The 23,486-nt window shown below is 54.8% G+C and carries 25 protein-coding genes; 17 read left to right on the top strand and 8 right to left on the bottom strand.

What is annotated here, in order from left to right; translation table 11 throughout:
• Positions 1 to 90: 90 nt before the first annotated feature.
• From CJO09_RS07485 to CJO09_RS07445, 9 genes are all read left to right on the top strand, one after another.
• A complete protein-coding gene (locus CJO09_RS07485; protein ID WP_119441799.1) occupies positions 91 to 1,047 on the top strand; it encodes a CoA transferase subunit A in 957 nt (318 codons plus the stop codon).
• Positions 1,040 to 1,855, top strand: coding sequence for a CoA-transferase subunit beta (locus CJO09_RS07480; protein WP_119441798.1), 816 nt, complete (start codon positions 1,040 to 1,042; stop codon positions 1,853 to 1,855). The genes CJO09_RS07485 and CJO09_RS07480 overlap by 8 nt, the downstream gene beginning before the upstream one ends.
• A gap of 38 nt (positions 1,856 to 1,893) precedes the next feature.
• Entirely contained in the window at positions 1,894 to 2,868 is a 975-nt protein-coding gene (locus tag CJO09_RS07475) for an LLM class flavin-dependent oxidoreductase (RefSeq protein ID WP_119441797.1), read from the top strand.
• 72 nt (positions 2,869 to 2,940) lie between these two features.
• On the top strand, positions 2,941 to 4,332 hold the full coding sequence (locus CJO09_RS07470) for a carboxyl transferase domain-containing protein (RefSeq protein ID WP_119441796.1): 1,392 nt from the start codon (positions 2,941 to 2,943) through the stop codon (positions 4,330 to 4,332).
• A 20-nt stretch (positions 4,333 to 4,352) separates the two neighbouring features.
• Positions 4,353 to 6,365 (top strand): acetyl-CoA carboxylase biotin carboxylase subunit, encoded by a 2,013-nt coding sequence (locus CJO09_RS07465; protein WP_119441795.1) that lies wholly within the window; start codon positions 4,353 to 4,355, stop codon positions 6,363 to 6,365.
• Positions 6,366 to 6,372: 7 nt separating this feature from the next.
• Positions 6,373 to 7,494 (top strand): Re/Si-specific NAD(P)(+) transhydrogenase subunit alpha, encoded by a 1,122-nt coding sequence (locus CJO09_RS07460; protein ID WP_119441794.1) that lies wholly within the window; start codon positions 6,373 to 6,375, stop codon positions 7,492 to 7,494.
• Positions 7,495 to 7,809: an NAD(P) transhydrogenase subunit alpha part 2 gene (locus CJO09_RS07455; protein WP_114419213.1), complete on the top strand. Its 315-nt coding sequence runs from the start codon at positions 7,495 to 7,497 to the stop codon at positions 7,807 to 7,809.
• Entirely contained in the window at positions 7,806 to 9,236 is a 1,431-nt protein-coding gene (locus CJO09_RS07450; protein ID WP_119441793.1) for an NAD(P)(+) transhydrogenase (Re/Si-specific) subunit beta, read from the top strand. The genes CJO09_RS07455 and CJO09_RS07450 overlap by 4 nt, the downstream gene beginning before the upstream one ends.
• 33 nt (positions 9,237 to 9,269) lie before the next feature.
• Entirely contained in the window at positions 9,270 to 9,908 is a 639-nt protein-coding gene (locus tag CJO09_RS07445; protein ID WP_119441792.1) for a carbonic anhydrase, read from the top strand.
• A 12-nt stretch (positions 9,909 to 9,920) separates the two neighbouring features.
• Here the strand turns inward: CJO09_RS07445 and CJO09_RS07440 are convergent, their stop codons facing one another.
• Positions 9,921 to 10,391 carry a CBS domain-containing protein gene (locus CJO09_RS07440; protein ID WP_119441791.1) on the bottom strand — a complete coding sequence of 157 codons (471 nt, stop codon included), beginning with the start codon at positions 10,389 to 10,391 and terminating at the stop codon, positions 9,921 to 9,923.
• Between the two features lie 130 nt (positions 10,392 to 10,521).
• On the opposite strand from CJO09_RS07440, the gene CJO09_RS07435 reads away from it, so the two are divergent.
• The 3 genes from CJO09_RS07435 to CJO09_RS07425 all read left to right on the top strand — a co-directional run bounded on the left by CJO09_RS07435 (position 10,522) and on the right by CJO09_RS07425 (position 13,180).
• Complete coding sequence (locus tag CJO09_RS07435; RefSeq protein ID WP_119441790.1) at positions 10,522 to 12,234, top strand: class I adenylate-forming enzyme family protein; 1,713 nt, start codon at positions 10,522 to 10,524, stop codon at positions 12,232 to 12,234.
• Positions 12,235 to 12,353: 119 nt separating this feature from the next.
• Positions 12,354 to 12,683, top strand: a complete 330-nt coding sequence (locus tag CJO09_RS07430; RefSeq protein ID WP_119441789.1) for a type II toxin-antitoxin system PrlF family antitoxin — start codon at positions 12,354 to 12,356, stop codon at positions 12,681 to 12,683.
• The gene (locus CJO09_RS07425) at positions 12,680 to 13,180 is read left to right on the top strand and encodes a type II toxin-antitoxin system YhaV family toxin (protein ID WP_119441788.1); all 501 of its coding nucleotides are present in this window, start codon (positions 12,680 to 12,682) and stop codon (positions 13,178 to 13,180) included. The genes CJO09_RS07430 and CJO09_RS07425 overlap by 4 nt, the downstream gene beginning before the upstream one ends.
• A gap of 37 nt (positions 13,181 to 13,217) precedes the next feature.
• Here the strand turns inward: CJO09_RS07425 and CJO09_RS07420 are convergent, their stop codons facing one another.
• The 3 genes from CJO09_RS07420 to CJO09_RS07410 are packed head-to-tail and all read right to left on the bottom strand — an operon-like array spanning position 13,218 to position 15,698.
• Positions 13,218 to 14,711: a Fic family protein gene (locus CJO09_RS07420; RefSeq protein WP_119441787.1), complete on the bottom strand. Its 1,494-nt coding sequence runs from the start codon at positions 14,709 to 14,711 to the stop codon at positions 13,218 to 13,220.
• 55 nt (positions 14,712 to 14,766) lie between these two features.
• On the bottom strand, positions 14,767 to 15,228 hold the full coding sequence (locus CJO09_RS07415; RefSeq protein ID WP_119441786.1) for an RES family NAD+ phosphorylase: 462 nt from the start codon (positions 15,226 to 15,228) through the stop codon (positions 14,767 to 14,769).
• Positions 15,228 to 15,698, bottom strand: a complete 471-nt coding sequence (locus tag CJO09_RS07410) for an antitoxin Xre/MbcA/ParS toxin-binding domain-containing protein (protein ID WP_245961259.1) — start codon at positions 15,696 to 15,698, stop codon at positions 15,228 to 15,230. Before CJO09_RS07410 ends, CJO09_RS07415 begins: the two co-directional genes overlap by 1 nt.
• A 259-nt stretch (positions 15,699 to 15,957) precedes the next feature.
• Here CJO09_RS07410 and CJO09_RS07405 point away from each other — a divergent pair, with 259 nt between their 5' ends.
• The 3 genes from CJO09_RS07405 to CJO09_RS15600 are packed head-to-tail and all read left to right on the top strand — an operon-like array spanning position 15,958 to position 16,731.
• A complete protein-coding gene (locus CJO09_RS07405) occupies positions 15,958 to 16,245 on the top strand; it encodes a helix-turn-helix domain-containing protein (RefSeq protein ID WP_119441785.1) in 288 nt (95 codons plus the stop codon).
• Positions 16,238 to 16,555, top strand: coding sequence for a HipA N-terminal domain-containing protein (locus tag CJO09_RS07400; RefSeq protein ID WP_119441784.1), 318 nt, complete (start codon positions 16,238 to 16,240; stop codon positions 16,553 to 16,555). Before CJO09_RS07405 ends, CJO09_RS07400 begins: the two co-directional genes overlap by 8 nt.
• Before the next feature lie 14 nt (positions 16,556 to 16,569).
• A complete protein-coding gene (locus CJO09_RS15600) occupies positions 16,570 to 16,731 on the top strand; it encodes a hypothetical protein (RefSeq protein ID WP_158582734.1) in 162 nt (53 codons plus the stop codon).
• Here CJO09_RS15600 and CJO09_RS07395 read toward each other — a convergent pair.
• From CJO09_RS07395 to rfbD, 4 genes are all read right to left on the bottom strand, one after another.
• The gene (locus CJO09_RS07395; RefSeq protein ID WP_119441783.1) at positions 16,719 to 17,975 is read right to left on the bottom strand and encodes a type II toxin-antitoxin system HipA family toxin; all 1,257 of its coding nucleotides are present in this window, start codon (positions 17,973 to 17,975) and stop codon (positions 16,719 to 16,721) included. The two genes, CJO09_RS15600 and CJO09_RS07395, sit on opposite strands and share 13 nt — an antisense overlap.
• Positions 17,976 to 18,376: 401 nt before the next feature.
• Positions 18,377 to 19,945 (bottom strand): glucose-6-phosphate isomerase, encoded by a 1,569-nt coding sequence (gene pgi / locus CJO09_RS07385; protein ID WP_245961258.1) that lies wholly within the window; start codon positions 19,943 to 19,945, stop codon positions 18,377 to 18,379.
• A 53-nt stretch (positions 19,946 to 19,998) separates the two neighbouring features.
• Positions 19,999 to 20,541: a dTDP-4-dehydrorhamnose 3,5-epimerase gene (gene rfbC, locus CJO09_RS07380; protein ID WP_119441781.1), complete on the bottom strand. Its 543-nt coding sequence runs from the start codon at positions 20,539 to 20,541 to the stop codon at positions 19,999 to 20,001.
• A 23-nt stretch (positions 20,542 to 20,564) separates the two neighbouring features.
• Positions 20,565 to 21,470: a dTDP-4-dehydrorhamnose reductase gene (gene rfbD / locus CJO09_RS07375; RefSeq protein ID WP_119441780.1), complete on the bottom strand. Its 906-nt coding sequence runs from the start codon at positions 21,468 to 21,470 to the stop codon at positions 20,565 to 20,567.
• Positions 21,471 to 21,708: 238 nt separating this feature from the next.
• Here rfbD and CJO09_RS07370 point away from each other — a divergent pair, with 238 nt between their 5' ends.
• Both CJO09_RS07370 and CJO09_RS07365 read left to right on the top strand, forming a co-directional pair.
• Positions 21,709 to 22,287: an acyltransferase gene (locus CJO09_RS07370; RefSeq protein ID WP_119441779.1), complete on the top strand. Its 579-nt coding sequence runs from the start codon at positions 21,709 to 21,711 to the stop codon at positions 22,285 to 22,287.
• 43 nt (positions 22,288 to 22,330) lie between these two features.
• Positions 22,331 to 23,428: a DegT/DnrJ/EryC1/StrS family aminotransferase gene (locus tag CJO09_RS07365; RefSeq protein ID WP_179950525.1), complete on the top strand. Its 1,098-nt coding sequence runs from the start codon at positions 22,331 to 22,333 to the stop codon at positions 23,426 to 23,428.
• Positions 23,429 to 23,486: the final 58 nt, after the last annotated feature.

Here is a 23,486-nt window from a genome sequence, read left to right as displayed (position 1 = left end):
ATTATCATACTATCATTAGTACGATAATATTAACAAAGCCGGAATACGCTATTTGCCCGACCATTCACCGTGGTTGGCTCGGAGGAAAAAATGGAAACGTCACCTTATTTGCAACTGCGCGAGCGTCTCCAGAAAAGAGACCGCAGTCTGCGCGAAAAAGTTATGTCTCTTGAAGAGGCCTCGGCGCTGGTGGCCGACGGCAGTCGGGTGGGGGTTGGCGGCAGTACCTTGTCGCGTACGCCCATGGCCATGATCTGGCAACTGATTCGCGACCAGAAAAAAGATTTGTCGGTGTCGCGCTGCATTGTGTCCAGCGAAGGCGACTGGCTTTTCGGCTCGGGTATCTGCAAGGAAATTGAAACCAGTTGGTTCAGCCAGGGCATTGTATGGGGCATTTCCAAAGTCATGCGCCATTACGCTGAAACCAAAAAAGCCGGCTTTCAGGAATGGTCTCATTTGGGCATGGGCATGCGTTTTCGCGCCGGTGCCATGGGGGTGCCGTTCCTGCCCATGCGTGCCATGCTGGGTTCCGACGTACTGGCGCTTCGCCCCGAGCCCAAGCAAATTAATTGCCCCTTCACCGATGAGCCCATTTTGCTGGTGCCGGCGTTGAATCCCGACGTAGCGCTTATCCACGTTCAGCGTGCCGATGCCTACGGTAATGCGCAAATCGACGGTTTACCCTTTATGGACGTCGACCTGGCCATGGCGGCCGACAGCGTCATCCTAACCACCGAACGCATTGTGTCGAACGACCAAATCCGCCGTGCGCCTGATCAAACCAAAATTGGTTTCTTCAATGTCGATGCCGTGGTTGAAGTGCCTTTCGGCTCCGCGCCGCACGAGTGCACCAACGTGTATGAACCCTTCTTGTCGCACATGGATTACTACACCGACCTGGTGAACAAAGATCCGGTGGAAGGCATGAACGCCTACATTGAAAAATACATTCGCGAACCGAAGTCGTGGAATGAATACTTGAAGCTGCTCGGTTTGGAAGAGTTGCTCGACGCGGCCAAACGAGGAAGGAGCCTGTTAAATGACTAATACAACCGCTACCCAATCGCCCCAAGGCAGCCAGGCGGGCAAACGCGATTTCACCGACGCCGAAATCCTTACCGTCATGAGCTCGCGTGTGCTCGACGACGGCAAAGTGGTGTTTGCCGGCGTGGGCATTCCGCTGCTGGCGGCCACACTGGCCCAAATTCTGCGCTGCCCCGGCTTGACGATTTTGTTTGAAGGCGGCGTGGTGGGCCCCTTTGTTGAGCCCGGTAAGTTGCCGCCGTCTACCAACGAACAACGCTGCACCAAACGCGCCAACATGGTTATTAGCAGCACGGAAGTGCTTCTGTTGCTGCAACGCGGCCATGTGGATATCGGCTTCATGGGCGGTGCGCAAATCGATAAATACGGCAACTTGAACTCTTCGTTCCTGGGCGATGACCCACGCAACCCGAAGGTACGTTTGCCCGGCACCGGCGGCGGCAATGATATCGCCAGCCTTACCAACATGATTGTGGCCATGCGCCATGAGTCACGCCGCTTTGTTGAAGAGGTCGATTTCATCACCAGCCCCGGCTTCCTGAAAGGCGGCACCTCGCGTTACGACAGCGGCCTGCGTGCCGGCGGCATGTTCCGGGTCATTACCAACCTGGGTGTGTTCGGGTTCGATGAAAAAACCCGCGCCATGAAAGTGCTGGCGTTGCACGACGGCGTGACGCTGGAAGAGGTTCAAGACAATACCGGTTTTGATTTGCTTTACGACAAAAACGAATTGGGTGTGACCGCGGCCCCAACAGAACGCGAGTTGCAGGCCCTACGAGAGCTGGACCCCGACAGACGTTACATCGCTTAACCCCGGTCACACCAACAGATTATTCAAGGAGAATACCTATGGCTACGCTTCACGGCACTTTTGGCATTGCAGCCCGAAACTTCACCGCTTACCCCACCATTCCCGATGCGCAGGAACTGGTTGAATACGGCGTGCGGATGGAAGAACTGGGTTTTGATTCCCTCTGGGTGTGGGACCACATTCTTTTGGGTGTCGACCCGCACTTCCCGATTCTGGACTCGCTGACCCTGCTGACCGCCATTGCGGCGCGCACCAAGAAAATTAAACTTTCCACCGGCATTCTGGTTTTGCCGCTGCGTAACCCCGTTACGCTGGCCAAGCAGTTGTCTACCATGGATCAAATTTCCGGCGGCCGCATGCTGCCGGCCATGGCTGCCGGCTGGTACAAGCGCGAGTTCGACGCGGTCGGCGTACCGTTCGAAAAACGCGGCCGCATCATGGACGACAACCTCGACATTATGCGTCGTTTCTTTAACGAAGACCTGGTCTCGGGCGATTGGCCCAACCACCGTATTCCTGCCGGCGTGATGTTCCCCAAGCCCGTGCAAAAGCCCTTCCCCATTCTGATTGGCGGTTATGCCGATCGCGTACTGAAGCGCGCGGCCACCAACGGCGATGGCTGGCTCACCTACTTCTACAAGCCCGACGCGTTCATTGAGTCCTGGCAGAAAGTGCGTAACTACGCCGAAGAAGACGGCCGGGATCCCGACACCGTACTGAACGGCAACCAGTTGCCGATTATGGTGGGCGAGTCGCGTGCCGCCGTAGAAAAAACCATGATGGATTGGTTGAATGTGGACTTCGACATTGCCCAAGGCAGTATGTCAACCATGGACAGCGCCATTATGGGGAATGTCGACGAGTGTATCGAGCAGCTTAAAGAACACATCGACGCCGGCGTGCAAAAACTGATCTTCGTACCTTACAAGTACCAAATGGATCAGGTTGAAGTCATTGCCAAAGAAATCGTTCCCAAACTGCGTGCTTACGCAGCAGAAAAGCAAAAAGGCTAAGTCGGCCTTACCTGGGCCCGGCGCAACCCCTTCAAGCGCCGGGCGTTAACGATAGGTTCCAAGGAATGGATCATGATCGACAAGAATAACGAGGAAGACAACGTTGCAGTCGCCGCATCCGGGGCGAATTCCGGTAGCCGGAATGCACTACAGGCCGAGCGCAATTTAACAATGCGTGAGCGGTTGTCACTTCTTTTCGATCACGAGCCGTCCTTTATCGGCGAAAACACCGACTATTTACTGGCCGCCACCGGTATGGCGGGCGGCCGGCGTATTTGTGCCGTGTCGCAAGACACCCAACACCTGGGTAATGGCATGGATGCCGCAGCCTGGCAGCAGGTTGAGCAGGCCACGCAACATGTACAAAATGAAAACGCGCCTTTGGTTATGGTGTTCGACGGCACCCAAACCCGCCTCGACGGCGGCATTGCAGCCTGGTCGTCGTTAGGCCGATTGGCCGGCACGCTGGCGGCGCATCGCGCGCTGAAAGTGGCGCTGGTGGTAGGGCATAACAGTGGCCCCAACGCCTTTCTGGCAGGCTTGTTCGATGTGGTCGTTATGGTGCGAAGCGGGTCGTCGCTAACGTTAACCAACGCAGACATTACCAACCGGGTCACTCACACTTCCTTGAATGACGATGACTTGGGCGGCTGGAAGGTGCATGCCGATGAAAGCGGCGTGGCCGACCTGGTGTTCAACAACGAAGTACTGGCCCTGCGAGCTATTAAACGATTATTGCGTGTGGGCACAGCGGCCACAAGCAGCGCCACCCCTCAGGTAGCGTCATTGGGGTATTGCGTGGGGCTGGACACCTTGATTCCCGATGACCCGGCACAAAGTTACGATGTCACCGAGGCCTTGCGCCAGGTGAGCGATACCCGGGCCTTTTACGAAGTGGGCGCCGGGGTGGCCCACAATATGGTCACCGCCTTTGTACCTATCGGCGGCCACTGGGCAGGGGTGATTGCCAACCAGAACAAAACCCTGGCCGGCGCGCTGGATAACGCCGCTTGCCGCAAAGCCGCCCGTTTTGTGCGCTTATGCAATGCCATGAACGTGCCTATCGTGACGCTGGTTGACACGCCGGGGTTTGTACCCGGTTTCGAACAGGAGTCCGGCGGGCTGGCCCATACCGTGGCCGACCTGCTGCGACGGTATGCCAAAAGTCATGTGCCGAAAATTACCGTCGTCATCGGCAAAGCCTATGGCGCGGCGGGCATGGCTTTAAGTTCCGCCGCCACGGCCGCCGCCCGTGTGGTGGCTTGGGATAGCGCATCCATGGGGTTGGCGGGCCCGAAGGGCATTGAAGACCTTGCCCCGGCGCAGGCGCAAACCTTGCTGCCAACCCTGGCCGCACCCCATTTGCTTCAACACGGTGCCCTCGACGCCGTATTGCGTCCCGGCGATACCCGACGTTGGTTGGGGCAAGAGCTGGCGGCTCTTGGCCACGCTTCTGATCGTTGAAACTGACACACGGGGACGCTATGTTTTCAAAAATTCTTATTGCAAATCGCGGCGAGATCGCGTGCAGAATTATTAAAACCGCCCGTCGGATGGGTATTGCAACGGTTGCCGTGTATTCCGATGCCGATCGTCGGGCCTTGCATGTACAAATGGCCGACGAGGCCGTACACATTGGGCCCGCACCGGCCATTGAGTCGTATCTGGTGGTCGATAAAATTATTGATGCCTGCCTGAAAACCGGTGCTCAGGCGGTTCACCCCGGCTATGGCTTTTTATCGGAACGCGCCTCGTTTGTAAAAGCATTGTCGCAGGCGGGCATTGTCTTCATTGGCCCGAACGAAAACGCCATTGAAGTCATGGGCGACAAAATCGCCTCGAAGAAATTTGCCAATCTGGCCAAAGTCTCCACCATTCCCGGTTACCTCGGCGTGATTAACGACGGCGATCACGCGGTTCAGGTGGCGCAGGAAATCGGTCTGCCGGTCATGATTAAAGCCTCGGCGGGCGGCGGCGGCAAAGGCATGCGCATTGCGCGCGCCATCGGCGAGGTGGCGCAAGGGTTTGAGCGTGCCCGTTCGGAAGCCGCCGCGTCGTTCGGCGACGACCGCGTCTTTATTGAAAAGTTTATTGAAAACCCCCGCCATATTGAAATTCAGGTGCTGGGCGACAAGCACGACAATGTGGTGTATCTGGTGGAACGCGAATGCTCTATTCAGCGCCGCAACCAGAAAGTGCTGGAAGAAGCACCGTCCGCCCTGCTCGACGACAATACGCGCCGTGAAATGGGCGAGCAGGCAGTGGCCCTGGCGCGTGCGGTGAACTACGACTCGGCCGGTACGGTGGAGTTTGTATGCGGGCAAGACAAGTCATTCTATTTTCTGGAAATGAACACCCGCCTGCAGGTTGAGCACCCGGTTACCGAACTGATTACCGGGGTTGACCTGGTGGAACAAATGATTCGCGTGGCCGCCGGTGAAACGCTGTCGATTCAGCAAGACGACATCAAGATTAACGGCTGGGCGGTGGAAAGCCGGGTGTATGCCGAAGACCCGGCCAACAACTTCATGCCCGCGGCAGGGCGTTTGCGCACCTATCGCCCGCCGGCAGAAGGGAATACAAACGGTATTACCGTGCGTAACGATACCGGTGTGTACGAAGGCGGCGAAATCGCCCGCTTCTACGACCCCATGATCGCCAAACTGGTAACACATGCCCCCACGCGGGCGCAGGCCATTCACGCCCAATGTGAAGCGCTGGACGCTTTTGCCCTGGAAGGGATTGCCAACAACCTGTCGTTCCTGTCCGCGTTAATGCACCACCCACGCTGGCAAAGCGGCGCGTTATCCACCAACTTTATTGCTGAAGAATATCCCAACGGCTATAAGCCCGTTGCGCCCCAGGGCGATACGGCGCGCCGCGTGGCGATGGCGGCTGCGATTATGGAATGCGGCATTCACCCCGGCGAGCAGGAAGCAAACGTGGCCCAAGCAAACGAGCCCGCGCCTTTCCCCTCCACGCTATCGCGCGTGGTGCGTTTGGGAGACGAAGCATTCTCATTAACGCTCACCCCGGTGTCGCCTGACTCGTGGCAGATTCAATTCGACGGCGACCCTACCGTGCACACGGTGGCGTCGGGCTGGAAAACCGACGAACCGGTTTGGCGGGGTACCATTAACGAGCAAGCGGTGGTCATTGGTGTCGACATCGGCCAGGAGCCGTACTTGCTGTCGCATGCCGGTACGCAGGCCACCGCCTTGGTGTTAACACCCACGGAAAATGCGCTGTTGGCGGTGATGCCGGCAGTGAATGAAGAGCAGGAAAAGCGGTGCCTTGTTTGTCCGATGTCTGCATTGGTGGTTTCCATTGCGGTGAAAGTCGGCGATCAAGTTTCGGCGGGAAGCCCTCTGTGCATATTGGAGGCCATGAAAATGGAGGTCAGTATGGACGCGGAAGAAGACGTTGTTATTTCCCGGATTGAAGTTAAACCAGGTGATCAACTCGCCAGTGGCGATATCATCATGGAGTTTGCCTGAGGCTATTATGCAAATTGGAGTTCCATTAGAAACGGTAGTGGGCGAGCGGCGGGTTGCCGCCACCCCCGAAACGGTAAAGAAGTACGTTAAAGCCGGCCACAGCGTGATTGTTCAGCAGGGGGCCGGCCGCGAAGCCAGCTATACCGACGAAGCCTATACCGAGGCGGGTGCCACATTGGGTTCGGCCCAAGACGCATTTGCGGCCGAACTCATTCTGAAAGTTCGGGCGCCGCAAAGCGAAGAACTGAAAAGCATGGGTGCCGGCAAAGTGGTGTTGGGCATGCTCGACCCCTTCAACGCCGAACACCTTCAAACTATGGCGCAGGCCGGTATCACGGGCTTTGCCCTGGAAGCCGCGCCGCGTATTACACGCGCCCAAAGTCTGGATGTGTTGTCGTCCCAGGCCAACCTGGCGGGCTACAAATCGGTGTTGCTGGCCACACAATTCTACGATCGCATTTTCCCCATGATGATGACGGCGGCCGGTACCTTGAAGGCCACCCAGGTTGTGATTATGGGGGCCGGCGTGGCCGGTTTGCAGGCCATTGCCACCGCCCGCAGGCTCGGCGCCGTGGTGTGGGCCTCCGATGTGCGGCCGTCTGCCAAAGAGCAAGTGGAATCGCTGGGCGGCAAGTTTATCGACGTGCCCTTCGAAACCGATGAAGAACGCGAGATTGCCGAAGGCGTGGGCGGTTACGCCCGGCCCATGCCGCAAGCGTGGATGGAACGCCAGGCGGCCTTAACGGCACAGCGCTGCGCACAAGCCAATATCGTCATTACCACCGCTTTAATTCCCGGTCGCCCTGCGCCCACCCTCATTACCGAAGACACCGTGCGTGCCATGGCACCCGGTTCGGTGATTGTGGATCTGGCCATTGAACGCGGCGGCAACTGCCCCCTTACCGTGGCAGGCGAAGTGGTGGAAAAGCACGGCGTGAAAATTGTGGGTTTAACCAACCTGCCTTCCATGCTGGCCACCGATGCCTCGGCGTTATATGCCCGCAACCTGCTCGACTTCATGAAGCTGATTGTGGACGAAAACGGCAAGCTCGCCATTCAAAAAGACGACGACATCGTCAAAGCCTGCCTGATATGTGAAAACGGGCAAATTTTGTGGGGGAAGGAATAAATGGAAGCGATTAACCCAACCATTATCAACCTGGTCATTTTTGTGCTGGCCATTTATGTGGGTTACCACGTGGTGTGGAACGTGACACCTGCACTGCACACCCCGCTCATGGCGGTTACCAATGCCATTTCCGCCATTGTGATTGTGGGCGCCATGCTGGCCAGCGCTTTAACGGTTGACCCCCTGGCCAAAGGCATGGGCGTTTTCGCGGTGGCGCTGGCTTCCGTGAATGTCTTCGGCGGTTTCCTGGTTACCAAGCGCATGCTGGCCATGTTCAAGAAGAAAGAGAAAAAAGCCAAAGGGGGCCAATCATGATTTCAATGGATATTGTGGTACTGCTGTATCTCATTGCCTCGGTGTGCTTTATTCAATCGCTGAAAGGCTTATCGCACCCCACCACTTCAATTATCGGCAACACATTCGGCATGGCGGGTATGGCCATTGCCGTGCTTACCACCGGCGCCTTAATCTGGTCGCAAGCGCAGGAAAACGCCGTGGGCGGTTTGGCGTGGGTACTGCTTGGGCTGGTGATTGGCGGCTTCGTGGGCGCCACCATGGCGCGCCGGGTGGAAATGACCAAAATGCCGGAACTCGTCGCCTTCATGCACAGCATGATCGGTTTGGCGGCCGTGGCCATTGCCGGCGCCATTGTGGTTGAACCCATTGCCTTCGGTATTGTGGATGCCGCCGGCGCCATTCCCACCGGCAACCGTGTTGAACTGTTCCTGGGTGCGGCCATTGGTGCCATTACGTTTTCCGGTTCCGTGATTGCGTTCGGGAAACTGTCGGGGCGGTATAAGTTCCGCCTGTTCCAGGGCGCCCCGGTGGTGTTCCCCGGCCAGCACTATTTCAACCTGCTTATGGCCCTGGTCACCATTGGTTTGGGTGTCTGGTTCGTCATGACGGAAGCCTGGACCCCGTTCGTGCTACTAACGCTGCTGTCGTTCCTGCTGGGTGTGCTTATTATCATTCCCATCGGCGGGGCCGATATGCCGGTGGTGGTGTCGATGCTGAACAGCTATTCGGGTTGGGCTGCAGCAGGTATTGGTTTCTCGTTAGGGAACCCCATGCTGATTGTGGCCGGTTCATTGGTGGGCTCTTCCGGCGCCATTCTGTCGTACATCATGTGCAAGGCCATGAATCGTTCATTCTTCAACGTGATTCTGGGCGGCTTTGGTAATGATTCCTCGGCCGCGGCTGCGGGCAGTGGTGAGCAGCGCAACGTGAAGTCGGGCAGCCCCGACGACGCCGCGTTCATGCTCAGCAATGCGGAAACGGTTATTATTGTTCCCGGTTATGGTTTGGCCGTTGCCCGTGCCCAGCATGCCTTGAAAGAACTGACCGACAAGCTCACCGAACAGGGCGTCACCGTGAAATATGCCATTCACCCTGTAGCGGGCCGCATGCCGGGCCACATGAATGTGTTGCTGGCCGAAGCGGAAGTGTCGTACGAACAGGTGTTTGAAATGGACGACATTAACGGCGAGTTCAGCCAGGCCGATGTGGTACTGGTACTGGGCGCGAACGACGTCGTAAACCCGGCGGCCAAGAACGACCCGGCCTCGCCGATTGCCGGCATGCCGATTCTGGAAGCCTACAAGGCGCGTACGGTCATTGTGAACAAGCGCTCCATGGCTTCCGGTTATGCCGGGCTCGACAACGAGCTGTTCTACATGGATAAAACAATGATGGTGTTTGGCGATGCCAAGAAAGTCATTGAAGACATGTTGAAAGCCACCTGACCGATCTTTTAAAAATAAACGACTTGGGCTTTTATGTTTCCACAACGACTCACCGAAGGGTATCAACAGTTTCTCGACGGCCGCTTTCAAACCGAAAGCAACCGCTACCACCAACTGGCTGAAAAAGGGCAGCGCCCGGAAATCATGCTCATTGGGTGTTGCGATTCACGCGTATCGCCGGAAGCCATTTTCGACGCGGGGCCGGGAGAAATGTTTGTGGTGCGTAACGTGGCCAACCTGGTGCCCCCGTTCGACCCCGACACCGAGTCGTCGTATCACGGCACCAGCGCCGCCATCGAGTTCGGTGTGAACGGCCTGAACGTGAAGCACATTGTGATTCTGGGCCATGCCTCGTGTGGGGGCGTAAAAGCCTTTCACGACCAGACGGCCCCCTTAAGCCAGGGCGAATTCATTCGTAAATGGATGTCGCAAATCGAGCCGGTGGCCCAGCGCCTGGGGCCGTCAACCGGCGACTACGCCCAAGACCTGAAGCGCCTGGAATTGGCGGTGGCCGAAGAAAGCATGAACAACCTGCTGACCTTTCCGTTTATTCGCCGCCGTGTGGAAAGCGGTGAACTCATGCTGCACGCCGCATACTTCGGCGTGGCCACCGGTGTGCTGTTTGTACGCAACCCGCACACCGGCAAATTCGAACCCTGCGTGAATGAATAACCAACGCCGCCATTAAGGCTGGGGCGCTTCGTGCTGGTCGTTAATGTAGGCTTTCAGGTAGCGGTTTTCCGCTTCCTGGCTTTCATGAACGGCTTTGGCCACATCGTAGAACGACAGCACGCCAATCACCACGTCTTTTTCCACCACCGGCATAAAGCGCTGGCGCAAACTCACCATCAGGCCGCGCAACGTATGCAGGTCCATTTGTGGGTCAATTACCACAGGCTGTGTGTTCATGACGTCTTTCACCTTAAGCGATTGCAGGTCAATGGCCGCCTCGCTACCTTGCGGGGCAAGCTGAAGCGCCAGCATATTGATAATTTCGCGGAACGACAACAAGCCCACCAGGCGGTTGTCTTTCATCACAATCAGCGAACCGGCGTCGTGGTTGGCGATATTCAGCAGGGCTTTGCTAATAGGGGTGTCGGGGGAAGTTGTGTAAAGCACGCCCGGTTTGGTGCGAAGTATGTCGATGACGCGCATGATGCCTCCTGTTGTGAGTCGTATGACTCCTGTGTAAAATAAGCGCACTGTCTTACTACAAATAGTATCTTATCAGCGGCCTTGCATTCCGTAAATAGTAGCCGCCACGCGCCCAGGAATCCAATTTTCAATGAATACCTTATTAACGATGCACAACCCGCGTCAGACACGCGCATACTATGCCAGTGGTGTGTGGCAAAACGACACGTTCTACACGCTGCTGGAAGGTAACGCCAAACGGTATCCTGAAGGGTATGCCGTGCGCGACAAGCATCGGCGCCTAACCTGGCCGCAATTTCAGGAAGAAGTCACCCGTGTGGCCGGTGCCCTGCACCAGTTGGGCCTGCGGCGCGGTGACCGCGTGGCCGTGTGGTTGCCCAGTTGCGTTGAAAGCGTGGTGATCTTTCTGGCCTGTTCCAGAAACGGCTACGTATGCTGCCCATCGTTGCATAAAAACCATACGGTGCAGGATATTGTGAACCTGCTGAACCAGGTGCGCTGTAAAGTTTTGTTTACCCAGCCGGGTTACGCGGCGGACCTCACCGGCAAATCCATTCTCGATCGCATCGCCGATATTCCATCGCTGAAGCAAATTATGCTGGTGGGTGAAGACGGCGCCCAGGCCAACGTACCCGGCCCGGCCGCCGGTTCGGCCGAGCCGGCGCCCGTGTCCGGCTACCCCGCGCCCGAGGCTCCCCTTATTGAAAGCCCCGTGGATGACGACCCCGACAAGGTGCTGTACCTGGCCTTTACCTCGGGTACTACCGGCAACCCCAAGGGGGTGATGCACAGCGACAACACCTTGCTGGCCAACGGCCGCGCCATGGTGGCCGACTGGGGCCACACCGCCGACACCATTATGCTCACCCTAAGCGCCATGAGCCACCACATTGGCACCGTGGCGCTGGAGCAATCGATTGTGACCGGCGCCGAACTGGTGGTGAGCGACTCGTCGGACCCGGCCAAATGGATGGACTGGATCCTGGTGTCTAAAGCCACGTACTTGCTGGGCGTGCCCACCCACGGTATCGACCTCTTGAAAGAAGCCCGCACGCGCAATTTGAAATCACTGGGCGACGTGGAAGTGTTTTATTTGTCGGGCTCCGTTATTCCCCCCTGGGTGGCGCAGGAATTCTTCAACCTGGGCGTGAAACCACAAAACACCTTCGGCATGAGCGAAAACGGCTCGCACCACTACACCCAACCGGCCGACTCCGAACCCATTATTGTAGGCACCTGCGGGCGTTGCTGCCAGGGCTATGAAACCCGCATCTGGCGCCAGGACAACCCCGACGTTGAAGCCGAAACCGGCGAAATCGGCGAACTGGGCGGCCGCGGCGGCCTGCTAATGCTGGGTTACTTTGACAACCAAACCGCCACCGAAACCTCATTCAACAACCAGGGCTGGTTCCTAACCGGCGACCTGGGCACCATTGATGAATCGGGCTGCCTGCGCATTGTGGGCCGCAAAAAAGAAATGGTTATTCGCGGCGGGCGCAATATTTACCCCGGCCTGATTGAAGACCTGGCCCACAGCTACCCGCTGATTCGCAAAGCCGCCGTATTCCCCGTGCCCGACCCCCGCCTGGGGGAAAAAGCCTGCCTGGCCTTAATCTGGGAAGGCACAGCCGCGCCCGATTACGTTTCGATTCTGCAGTATCTGTATGAAAACGGGCTGTCGAAATACGATATGCCGGAATACATTCTGGTGGTGGATGCCTTCCCCATGACCGCCAGCGGCAAGATTCTGAAGCGCGAACTCACCCGTGCAGTGGTGGCCGGCGAGTTCAAGCCTGAACCGGTACACTGGCGGGCTAATCGGCCGCGAACCGAGGTCAGTTAAAAGGCTTAGCGCGTTCCTCGATGAGGTGTTTTTGTTTTTATTTGGCAATGCATTTGCATTGCCAAATAAATGCAAATGCATTATTATGAAGCATATTCATCTTTCATCGTGAGCACACCATGTCTGCAACTCTTGAAGTCGACTCCACGCTTACTGAACGTTATCAAACCACCGTTCCGCAAACAGTGCGCCGTGCGCTTAAGCTTGGCAAGGGAGACAAAATTCATTACACCATTCGCTCAAACGGTGAAGTGGTGCTTACACGTCATACAACATCCAGTGATAGCGACCCGGCGCTTGGCGCTTTCTTAACCTTTCTGGCCGCTGACATTGCCAACCACCCGGAAAGGCTGAAAGCGATGGATGCAAGCTTTGTTCAAAAGCTGCAAACGTTAACCGAGGGTGTTGAGCTAGACCTTAACTGCGCCCTGACGGATGACGATGAATGACCGACAAACAGGCAGTGCCTTTGGTCATTCATGGCTGGACGGTTTTTGCGCACCCTTTGTTTCTTGCACAAGTTGAGGCACTGGCGCAGCAGGTTGAAACCTTGAGGCAGAAAGATCCTGTTGCGTTTATAGAAAAAAATGCCACAAAGCGGCTTGCTGCAATCACGCGACTGGCATTCGATATTATTCCGCAGGATCCAACGCGCCCTGAATATCGCCAGGGTAATACACTTGGCGATGACCATAAGCATTGGTTTCGAGCCAAATTTTTTCAGCAGTATCGTTTGTTCTTTCGCTATCATGCAGCGGGCAAAGTGCTTGTGTTCGTTTGGGTAAACGATGAAAACACCAAGCGTGCCTACGAAAGCGGCGATGACGCATACAGGGTGTTTCGCAAGATGTTGGAAAGCGGCCGCCCGCCCGATAACTGGGATCAGTTACTTGCCGAGGCACGTGATGAAATGCGACGCCTGCAAAGGTTTGCCGGTAATGTTTAAGGTCAATTGATAAGTGGATTGGCTGACCACTCAATGCTTAACGTGTTTCGCTAAAGAAAATATCCCTAACCACGTCTTCAATGGCGTCCATTACCGCAGTATCAACAACCAAAGCGTATTGTTTGCGTCGACGTTTTGAAAGCGTGCCATTTTCGCTGATTGCCATCCGAATCAGGTTGTTTAAATCCTTGCCGGGCACATCAAACTCGTTGTTAATAATCTTGTACGCCTGGTCAAATTTTTCCAGGAAATTGAACTCATCAATTAAAGTATGGTCTAGCGCGTAATGCGCCATGCGCAGGCCAAACTCGGCAATCAAGGTGCCGTCCCAGTAACGGTACGGGTCGCCCGATGCAATCATGTGTGCATCAATCGTGTCGACCGACAAATTGTGAATATGCCAAAGTTTCCGTATGGGTTTTGACACTGATTCCAGCGCAGTTAAATAGTCGGCCTCATGCCGGTGAAATGCCACCGATATCGGCAAAATCATGCCTTGTTCCAGCAAGTGGGCTCGACACAGGCCATGATGAATCAGAAAACGTGAAATTCGGCCGTTACCGTCGTTAAACGGGTGGTTGAACACGAACTGGAAGGAAACCAGCAGGCTTTTAAGCAACGACTCGCGAGAATTTTCAGGGTAGGGCGCGTTGGCGAATTGCAGCAGGTCGGCCATTAACGTACCCAGCATGGCAGGTGCAGGCGGCAAGTAAGTTACGTCGGTCGCGCGCAACTGCCGGGATCCGCGTTGCAGCCAGTTCTGATTTCGGCGATACGACTGCTCTTGCGCGTAAGGGTTGTTAACCAGCGCACTTTGTATTCCGGCCAGGTAGTCTTCTGTAAGGTCTTGTGCATTATGGGCCTGGTGTAACAATTGCACGAACCGTTGCGCCTTATCTTCGGAAGGGGCTTCCCCTTCAATGTCGAAAGAGCTGCGTGTTTCAGACAAATAAGCCCAACCCAAGGCGCGATCAAGATTTTGGGTGCCGCCCACTTTTTCGATAAAAGCCTGTAAATCCGCAAACAGATCGCGTTTAAGGAGTGACTCAAGCGCAGCAGTGCGTCGCACAACCGGACAAAAGCTTAAATCGCCCAGCCCGTTCTGATCAATTCGATACTTTCCGTTCAGGCGAGAAGGGCCGGTAACATACGCGTTGTCATCAAACAGTTTCACGTAGCGGGCCGATATGGCTGGTATCTGGATCTCGTGACCGCTGAAATACTCGTACAGAAAGCCAATTTGGCGCAGGTATTTGCCGTTGGGCCGAGCGCCCAACGCCGCCTGGATTAACTCCGGCCCAATCTGTTTGCAGGCCGCCTGAATAATTTCCAGTTGTATGCCCTGATGCTTAAGTGCGAACTCAAGATGATCAACGGGGTTGTTGGTGCGAACAGCCATACTAAGTGGAATGCGTAATTGCGCATTGTCTTGTACAGATGCGTTGACCCGTCGGTCGACCCGGCAGGGGCGCAGTACGCCCGTAACGCGCAAATCGTACAGGTCAATCAGGTATTCATAGCCGATATGCATTCCAAGTACTCGAAAAATTGTCGCTGTTACTGTTTTTTGTTCGTAATTTACGAATTTACTCGAAAAACATTCTTGTGTCGTACATAAACTTAAACTGCTGATCGACTTGTATGCGCTCCACCGCCGGGTGGGCGGGGTTGATGACGATATTGTTTTCCAGCGGCATGACGGCGGAAGGGACGATAAGCCCAAGTTGCCGATTCGCTTTCAGCCACGCCGACCCGTAGGCCATACTGGCCTGATCCGCAGGAAGGGCGGCCCAGTTTTCAGGCAGTTCATTCGGGTTGGGCTGAAAATACAGGTTTTTGTTTGCGGGCAAAACAAACCGCGTAATGATGAGCGGTAGCGTGGGGTAGTGCGTAGTGTGCACAAAGGTTTCCAGGCAACAAATGGCCGGGCTGAGGCCCATGTATATTGCCGGTATATCAATATTGTTCCATCGCCCCCCCTCAAGGGCCGCCCCCTTGCCCGATAAATCGGTAGCCCGTTTTGCCTTTGTAATTCTGTAGGCAATCATTACACCACGCCGCCCCATTCCAGCGCATTCAGTATGCGGCGAACCTGACGCGCGCCGATTTCCGTATCGCAATGCATAATGGGTGAAACGCCCCCTAACGCTGCGTTAGGCGTGGACATCCACTGCGTGGCGGCGGTTTTGTCTTCGAATACGTTTTCCGCCAGCAGGGCCAGCCCTACAACGCGGTCGAGCCGTTCCGACGCGACGGCATCAAGCTGCTTGTTGCCGCTACGCAGGCGGGCATACGTTGAGGGAGACACATTCAGCAACGACACCATGCCGGGTGTGGTGAGGTTAAACGCCACTTTTGTGGCCTCGGCCCAATTAACCTGGAAGCCGGCTTTGATTTTATAAACGCGTTCGGTTTCGCCCAGTTTGCTTAACTGGTGTGCCATTTTCCAGAAAGCGGGTGCCGGATGCGATGAGCTGCTTTTTGCACTACGCACATAATCTATATGGGGCTCGCTCATGTCTTTTCCTTTCAAATGACATTTTTAATTTTATCATTTGACTGAATTGTGCGCTAGCTAGCGCCACCGCTCTGCACGATTACTTGTTTTCTGGAGACTGTGTGGTGGCTTTTTGCTTTAGTCGCACTTCAGAATCCTTATAAACGTAAGGATTTTTGTAAAAATAACGGCTCGCCATCAAGAAATCCGCACAATCAAAAGGATTTCTTGCCTTAAAGCCTTTTTTGGATCAAAATCCTTATAAACGTAAGGATTAATCATGAAGATCGCCATTGATAACGCTGCGGAACTAGGCAGGCTTGTTCGGGCCGTGCGCAAAGCCCAGAACATTCGCCAGGACGACGCCGCCGGCAGTATCGGCGTTAGCGAGAACTTCCTGGGCAAGGTCGAACGGGGGAGCGACACCGTTCAATGGGGCAAATTGTTCCAGGTGCTTGAGGGGCTGGGGGTGCGTTTAGAGGCCGATGTGCCGGAAGACGTGGGCGCCTGGTTACGCGAGCGCGGGTTTAGTGCGTATGGGTCAGGTGCGCGTAAAGACCATGAGTGACCGTGTCCTGCAAGCTTATATTAATGATGTGCCAGTGGGCACGCTACACGAAACCAATGGTTTATGGGGGTTTCAGTATAGTTGCGCCTGGCTTGAAAGCCCCAATCGTTATGCCTTAAGCCCGCAGTTGCCGTTAACACCTAATCTTTTGCTGGATGGTGCAACACAGCGCCCGGTTCAATGGTATTTCGACAACCTGTTGCCCGAAGAAGGGCAGCGCAGTTTATTGGCGGCAGATGCAACAATTGACACGGCCGATGCTTTTGGCCTGCTGGCCTATTCTGGGCGTGCAACGGTTTTCGGAAATTAACAAGCCGGTACCGCTTGAAGCAGGCGCATTGGCTGTACGAACATATCCAAGCTGAAAACCAAGGGTTGCTTGTGCACCGCCCTGAACTGGCCGCCACCCTGGCCGGCGAATTACGCTGCCTGCGCGCCATTTTGCATTTGATTATTCAGGAAATGGCCCGGCGTTACGGAGAATAATCGACTCGCAACCTTCGAATTCCCTCATTAAGCCTTGCACCCATCAATGATCGTAAACCTTCAGTAAACATAGATTCAACGACCTCATATCCGGCTTCTATATCGTTCAGCAGCGTTTCCAGATGTTGTTTAGCATGATCTTGAGATTCGAACCCAAAAGACTGAGCGTCACGGAGGATGTTCTGGGTACTGATGGATCGATCACCAAAACAGACCTGTAATGCAAGATGGGAAGGAGTGAAATCCGGATTGGGGACAACATCGAACGCCGGCGTAAGGCGCCAGCGACGCTGTTCATGGCTGTAGTGAATCGCGTGATTACGCGGATGATCATCATCATTTCCGATCACCGCGTTAAAAACCATCCGACTAAAGAGCTCGATTGAATCCTCAAGGGGAGCGCCGATCTGGCGTAGTACGGTAGCCAGCACGGGATAACTCCAGGACGCACTGCCGGCCGCTCCGGGGTATTCTGTTTGCAAAAGTGAAGCACCGCTTACCGCCATAATGCGTTGATCGCCGCTGCGGTCAAATCGCAACGAGCGAACAACACTAAGCCCTGATCCAGACCCCGCAGATTCGTGCTCTGTATGGGCAAAGTTCAATCCTGCAGCTTTCCCCCAGCGCTGCACCACATGTTCAAGTAACGGAATATCTACCGTGTCTGAAGGCAAAACAGGTTTGACCAGCCAATACGCGTTGCCATCTTGAACAGTTACTTTGGGCCTGGCCCCACCCATACTGGGCGTCGCCATGAGGCGCCGGCGCAATTGCGGGTTTACAGCGGGCCGTCGTTCATACATGGCGAGCAATTCCTCTGAAAGCTCGGGCAGTTGTGCAAGCTTAGGCGTGGACAGCTTTGCAATCGAGGGCTTGGGTGATTTGCCAATGGCCAGCGCTCCCCATCTATCCGCATTGCTTGCAAGCAAAAGATAGGCGCTCGAATGCGCAGTATCGCCCAAACCATGTTCACGTTGAATCAGTAAGCGCCCCCAGGAATCCGGACAGGCATCGCGTAACACGTCATGTAAACCACCATAGCGCGTAGCATTAATTGGATTTCCTGCGATTAAGGGCAGGTTAACGGGATCGATGCTCCAGCCGAAGCCTGCCTCCAGATAGCTGGGTGCGTAGAGAAAGCGGCCCAACTGGCCCGAAGCGTCTAGGCTATAGCGGCCGACCGTTACCCATTGCCCAGTGTCGGGACGCTGCAGGTATACATAAAGGGGGCTAGAAGTAATCATTATCTTCTTTGGGCGCATAAACGCGAGCGTTCACGTTGCCCTCGAACCATTGAGGCTTTGGCATAGGAGTAACCAAATCCATTAAGCCAAGCGCATTTAGCGCAGTAAGGTAGCTTCCTACGTTTACAGATGGATCACCGGCCTCGATCCGCCGTAAAGTGCTCTCGGACACCTCAATCCTTGGGCAAAAGTCGGCGGCTTTGATTTTTTGCTGCACTCGCTGGAGTCGTATGCAGCGCCCCCAGACCTTAAGTCTGGCCAGGACGTTGGGATGAAGAACAGGTGATATCTGAAGTTTCTTGGGCATCAAGAACCATAATAATAACTGTCATAGATTACGCATTGTATCGCATAAAACGTAATCTATGAAGGTAAAAAATACCGTTCCCCGGCCTACCCTTTCACCCCCGAAACACCTCCACCCAATACCGTGTCGACGCGTCGTGCCCGCCGTTCAAGGGCGCTTGCCCCTTCAGTTCCTGCGTGATGCCCTTGGCCAGCACCTTGCCGTATTCCACGCCCCATTGGTCGAACGGGTTAATGCCCCAGATTACCGCTTGGGTGAACACCTTATGCTCATATAGCGCCAGCAGCGCCCCCAAGGTATAGGGCGAGAGCCGGGGCAAGACAATTAAGTTCGACGACCGGCCGCCGGTGTGCATGCGGTGTTTGGCCAGCCATTGGGCGTGCTCCTCGGCATGGCCCTCGGCGCGGCATTCCTGCAGGGCCTGTTCATAGCTTTTGCCCGTTAGCATGGCCTGGCGCTGGGCCAGGCAATTGGCCAGCAGGTGGGTGTGGTGGGCCTCGCGCCAGCCGTGGTTGGCTTCCTGGCACACAATAAAGTCTACTGGCGCACCGTCGCTGCCCTGGTGCAGCCATTGAAAGAAGGTGTGTTGGGCGTCGGTACCGGGCATACCCCATACGGCTGGGCCGGTGGGTACATTAACCGCATTGCCGTTCAAGTCCACCGACTTGCCCAACGACTCCATTTCCAGTTGCTGCAGGTAGGGCACCAAATACCCCAACCGGAAATCATAGGGTGCAATATTCAGCGAGCCATAGCCCAGCACGCTGCGGTTCACCACGCCCGACACCGCTAACTGCACGGGGGCGTTTTCCGCTACGGGAGCGGTGGCAAAGTGTTGGTCCATGGCATGGGCGCCGGCCTGCATGCCGGCCAGCGTGTCAATACCCACCGCCAATGCAGTGGTTAGCGCCACCGACGACCATATTGAAAACCGGCCCCCCACCCATTCCCAGAACAGGAAGGTTTGTGAGGGCAGGGCACCCCATTCGCGCGCGGCTTGGGCGTTGGCGGTAATGGCCACCACATGGTTGTAAGGGTTCTGAATGCCTGCGCCCTTTAGCCACTCCAGCGCACGATGTGCATTTTGCATCGTTTCCGACGTGGTGAACGACTTGGACGATACGACAACCAGCGTTTCGTGCGGATCCAGGCCCGCCAGCCCCCCTTCAATGGCGTGGCCGTCGATATTCGACACGAACCGTACATTGCGCCAGGTACCCGCATAGCCAAACGCGGCAATACACAAGCGCACGCCCCAGTCACTACCGCCTATACCTATGTGTACGACATTGCGCCACTTGCGTTCGGCGTCGGCCAGGCGTACAAAATCCAGCATGCGTTCGCGCTCGCCTGCCACCTGTTGCGAGGGTGCGGGTACGCGTAATGCGCTGTGCCAGGCTGCCCGATTTTCTGTGAGGTTGACCACTTGGCCTGTTAAAAGGTGCTCGCGCCAGGTTTCGAACTGTCTGGCCTGAAGCAGGGCCTCGGTGGCCTGGGCTAGTTCGGGCGAGGCGCGTTGGGCGCTGGTGTCTACTAGTAGGCCCCCAGCCTTCAGAACACATAAACGCTGCGGATTAACAGGCGTATTTTGCGCCGCTTGCGCAAAACTGCGCCAGCACGCCAGCGAGTCTAGTGGGGCTACTTCAGGAAAAGAAGACATCATTCAAAGATACCGGGTTGTTTCGTAAGAAAATAAACCGCCGCAAAGCGTACAGCTTAATCGAAAACCGGTGCCATCTGAAGGCTTAAACCCTGCTGATCTTTTCCAGAAAGCCTAGGCGTACCCTGTAGGGGCCAATGAATGCCCAGAGCAGGGTCATTCCATGCCAAAGTGTGTTCGTTTTCAGGTGCATAATGCGCTGTCACCCGATATAGAACCGTGGCGGAACCAGACAGTACCAGAAAGCCATGGGCAAACCCTTCGGGTACCCACAACAATTGTTGGGGGCTTTTCAGTATTTGCCCCACCCACTGGCCAAATGTGGGTGACTTGCGGCGCAAATCCACCGCCACATCAAATACCTCGCCATTCAATATCTGAATAAGCTTCCCTTGTGATTGGGGGCGTTGGTAGTGCAGGCCCCTAAGCACATTGCGTTCGGAGTACGACACATTATCTTGCACAAAAGACACCTTCCGGCCAAGCGCCGTGCCGAGTTTTTGCTGATGAAAACTTTCCATAAAATAACCGCGAGCGTCCTGGAACACGGGCGGTTCTATTAGCATGACTTCGGGAATGGCTAACGGTGTAATTTGCATTAGGTAAGCTGGATATACCGTGGTTATCTTTTGTGTAATTTGGCATAGGCCCGTACAAACTGTGCAACCCCTTCTTGCCAATGGGGTAGCGTAAGGCCAAACGTTTCGGAAAACTTTGTGGTGTTCAGGCGCGAGTTGCTTGGCCGCGCGGCCGGCGCAGACCATTGCGCACTTGAAACCGGTATCAAATCTTCCGGTTTAACGCGCAATGTTAATCCTTCCCGTAGGGCTTGCTCTAATAGAAACTGGGCATAGGTGTACCACGAGGCCTCGCCCTGTGCGGCCACATGATACAGCCCCCCTAGCTTTGGGTTCTTCATGGCCGGCAACAAAGTTTGCGTGGTTAATGAAGCCAGAAGCTCGGCACTGGTGGGGGCACCAAACTGATCATTGACCACCTTCAAGCTGTCTTGTGTTTGCGCTTTCTCCAAAATAGTTTTAGCGAAATTATTACCATGCAGGCCGTAAACCCAACTGGTTCGCAGAATTAAATGCTTGCAACCCGAGGCAAGAATTGCTTGGTCACCTTCCAGCTTGGTGCGACCGTATGCGTTCAAGGGGTCGCCGGGGTCGGTTTCGGTCCAAGGTCGTGTACCTTGACCATTAAAAACGTAATCGGTAGAAAAGTGAACCAGCCATGCATTCATTGCCAGCGCTTCGTTTGCCAACATCTTGGGTGCCAGCGTATTAGCCCGACGCGCTAAGCCGGGGTCTTTTTCGGCTAAGTCTACTGCGGTGAATGCGGCTGCATTCACAATAAGGTTGGGTTTGATGCGTTGCACTGTATCTTGCAACGTAGACAGATCAAGCAGATTACCCGGGAGTGCTGTGTCAAACCGTTGGGGGGCGATCACCTCACCAAGATTGGTCAGAATAGATGTCAGCTCAAAACCTAATTGGCCGGAGCTACCTAATAGAAGGACTTTCATAATGCGGCACCATTTTGGATTCTAGGGACTCTAGCCATCACAAGTTAATTAAGGTTGGTCAAGCTTAGCTAATGAGTTAATTATATTTAGTTAGTTTAAAACTATCGGGTATAACTATTTAATTAATAATTTGCGTCGTCTGCTCACGGTTCGTATTCAGTCAACTGAACGCGTTGCGGCCTACTTTAAGTAGCGTAAAACGTTATACTTTGCTGTTACCCATTTTCCAGGTGTGCAAATGACGGTCTCAATTCACGCTTCTGCAATCGTTGACGAGGGCGCCTCTATAGGTGAAGGCAGCCGAGTTTGGCATTTTGCGCATATTTGCGGTGGCGCACGAATTGGAAACGGGTGTTCTTTTGGCCAGAATGTGTTCGTTGGAAATGACGTTGTTATCGGCAACAACGTGAAAGTTCAGAATAATGTATCAATATACGATGCAGTTCGGCTTGAGGACGACGTATTTTGCGGGCCCAGCATGGTGTTCACCAACGTTTATAACCCACGCGCGGCGGTCTTGCGAAAGAACGAATACCGGACAACTACTGTTAAAAAAGGGGCGACCCTTGGTGCGAACTGCACCATTGTGTGCGGCGTAACGATTGGCGAACACGCTTTCGTTGCCGCAGGTGCGGTGGTGAATCGCGATGTTAAGCCTTACGCACTTATTGCTGGTGTGCCGGGTAAACAAATTGGCTGGATGAGCGAGCATGGCGAGCGGTTACCGCTGCCTGTTGAAGGCAGTGGCAAGGCGGTTTGCCCCGTAAGTGGCAAAACCTATGTGTTGCAGGAATCATCACTAAGTGTTGAGCAATAAAAATGGGCGTAAGCGATTAAAAAGGTAACGAGGGGATATGGCAATTCAGTTCATTGATTTAAAAGCGCAGTATCAGGCGCTTAAGCAGGATATTGACGCGCGCATTCAGCGGGTTTTGGATCACGGCCAATACATTATGGGGCCCGAGGTAACCGAACTTGAAACCCGGTTAGCCGACTACACTGGGGCATCCCATTGCATAACAGTTGCCTCGGGTACAGAAGCCTTGTTGATTTCTTTAATGGCCATTGACCTCAAGCCGGGCGATGAGGTTATCACCACCCCGTTTACCTTCGTTGCTACGGCAGAGGTGATTGCTTTATTAGGCGCCGTGCCTGTTTTCGTAGACATTGAGCCCGATACCTGTAATATCGACGCCTCGAAAATCGAGGCGGCCATTACGGCGAAAACGCGAGCCATTATGCCTGTAAGCCTGTACGGGCAGCCGGCCGATATGGACGAAATTAATGAAATAGCGGCGCGCCATAATTTAGTGGTGATAGAAGATGCAGCGCAAAGCTTTGGTTCGGAATATAAGGGCCGCAAAAGCTGTAACCTTTCTACCATAGGTTGCACGAGCTTCTTTCCCAGCAAACCGCTCGGTTGTTACGGAGACGGTGGGGCTATTTTCACAAGCGACCCTAATCTAGCAAAAGCCTGCAAAGAAATAAGAGTTCACGGCCAGGAAAAGCGCTACGTTCATAGCCGAATTGGGGTGGGCGGGCGTATGGACACTATTCAATGTGCCGTAGTGCTTGGCAAGTTGGAACGCTTCAACTGGGAAATAGAGCAACGCTTGAAAATTGGTGCGCGTTATAACGCCTTATTGAAAGACAAGGTGCAAATTGTTACCCAGCGTAATGATCGCACCAGCGTGTTTGCCCAGTACACCGTTATTATTGAAAACCGTGCGGCGGTTCAAGAGGCGCTAAAAGGGCAAGGCGTGCCTACGGCGGTGCATTACCCTGTTCCTTTGAATCGTCAATCAGCCTATGCCGGGTTAAGCCGTGTGTCGGGTGCCGTGACGCATTCGGAATGGATGGCCGACCGCGTGATGAGTTTGCCGATGTCTGCTGATCTTGATGAATCACAGCAAGAAGAAATTGTGCATCGCATAATTGAAACTTTGTCTAAAGACTAGTATGCGCACAAGTGTGGCGGGTATGAAACATCCTATTGCTTTAGATAACTATTAATAT

Origin of the sequence: Neopusillimonas maritima, assembly GCF_003576595.1 — a bacterium.
GTDB lineage: Bacteria > Pseudomonadota > Gammaproteobacteria > Burkholderiales > Burkholderiaceae_B > Neopusillimonas > Neopusillimonas maritima.
This window is presented reverse-complemented; position numbering and strand designations above follow the sequence as displayed.

What these genes read in the sequence shown, in the direction of transcription:
- CJO09_RS07485 (WP_119441799.1), top strand. Translation starts at nt 91, where the DNA reads ATGGAAACGTCACCTTATTTGCAACTGCGCGAGCGTCTCCAGAAAAGA.
- CJO09_RS07480 (WP_119441798.1), top strand. Translation starts at nt 1,040, where the DNA reads ATGACTAATACAACCGCTACCCAATCGCCCCAAGGCAGCCAGGCGGGC.
- CJO09_RS07475 (WP_119441797.1), top strand. Translation starts at nt 1,894, where the DNA reads ATGGCTACGCTTCACGGCACTTTTGGCATTGCAGCCCGAAACTTCACC.
- CJO09_RS07470 (WP_119441796.1), top strand. Translation starts at nt 2,941, where the DNA reads ATGATCGACAAGAATAACGAGGAAGACAACGTTGCAGTCGCCGCATCC.
- CJO09_RS07465 (WP_119441795.1), top strand. Translation starts at nt 4,353, where the DNA reads ATGTTTTCAAAAATTCTTATTGCAAATCGCGGCGAGATCGCGTGCAGA.
- CJO09_RS07460 (WP_119441794.1), top strand. Translation starts at nt 6,373, where the DNA reads ATGCAAATTGGAGTTCCATTAGAAACGGTAGTGGGCGAGCGGCGGGTT.
- CJO09_RS07455 (WP_114419213.1), top strand. Translation starts at nt 7,495, where the DNA reads ATGGAAGCGATTAACCCAACCATTATCAACCTGGTCATTTTTGTGCTG.
- CJO09_RS07450 (WP_119441793.1), top strand. Translation starts at nt 7,806, where the DNA reads ATGATTTCAATGGATATTGTGGTACTGCTGTATCTCATTGCCTCGGTG.
- CJO09_RS07445 (WP_119441792.1), top strand. Translation starts at nt 9,270, where the DNA reads ATGTTTCCACAACGACTCACCGAAGGGTATCAACAGTTTCTCGACGGC.
- CJO09_RS07440 (WP_119441791.1), bottom strand. Translation starts at nt 10,391, where the DNA reads ATGCGCGTCATCGACATACTTCGCACCAAACCGGGCGTGCTTTACACA.
- CJO09_RS07435 (WP_119441790.1), top strand. Translation starts at nt 10,522, where the DNA reads ATGAATACCTTATTAACGATGCACAACCCGCGTCAGACACGCGCATAC.
- CJO09_RS07430 (WP_119441789.1), top strand. Translation starts at nt 12,354, where the DNA reads ATGTCTGCAACTCTTGAAGTCGACTCCACGCTTACTGAACGTTATCAA.
- CJO09_RS07425 (WP_119441788.1), top strand. Translation starts at nt 12,680, where the DNA reads ATGACCGACAAACAGGCAGTGCCTTTGGTCATTCATGGCTGGACGGTT.
- CJO09_RS07420 (WP_119441787.1), bottom strand. Translation starts at nt 14,711, where the DNA reads ATGCATATCGGCTATGAATACCTGATTGACCTGTACGATTTGCGCGTT.
- CJO09_RS07415 (WP_119441786.1), bottom strand. Translation starts at nt 15,228, where the DNA reads ATGATTGCCTACAGAATTACAAAGGCAAAACGGGCTACCGATTTATCG.
- CJO09_RS07410 (WP_245961259.1), bottom strand. Translation starts at nt 15,698, where the DNA reads ATGAGCGAGCCCCATATAGATTATGTGCGTAGTGCAAAAAGCAGCTCA.
- CJO09_RS07405 (WP_119441785.1), top strand. Translation starts at nt 15,958, where the DNA reads ATGAAGATCGCCATTGATAACGCTGCGGAACTAGGCAGGCTTGTTCGG.
- CJO09_RS07400 (WP_119441784.1), top strand. Translation starts at nt 16,238, where the DNA reads ATGAGTGACCGTGTCCTGCAAGCTTATATTAATGATGTGCCAGTGGGC.
- CJO09_RS07395 (WP_119441783.1), bottom strand. Translation starts at nt 17,975, where the DNA reads ATGATTACTTCTAGCCCCCTTTATGTATACCTGCAGCGTCCCGACACT.
- pgi (WP_245961258.1), bottom strand. Translation starts at nt 19,945, where the DNA reads ATGATGTCTTCTTTTCCTGAAGTAGCCCCACTAGACTCGCTGGCGTGC.
- rfbC (WP_119441781.1), bottom strand. Translation starts at nt 20,541, where the DNA reads ATGCAAATTACACCGTTAGCCATTCCCGAAGTCATGCTAATAGAACCG.
- rfbD (WP_119441780.1), bottom strand. Translation starts at nt 21,470, where the DNA reads ATGAAAGTCCTTCTATTAGGTAGCTCCGGCCAATTAGGTTTTGAGCTG.
- CJO09_RS07370 (WP_119441779.1), top strand. Translation starts at nt 21,709, where the DNA reads ATGACGGTCTCAATTCACGCTTCTGCAATCGTTGACGAGGGCGCCTCT.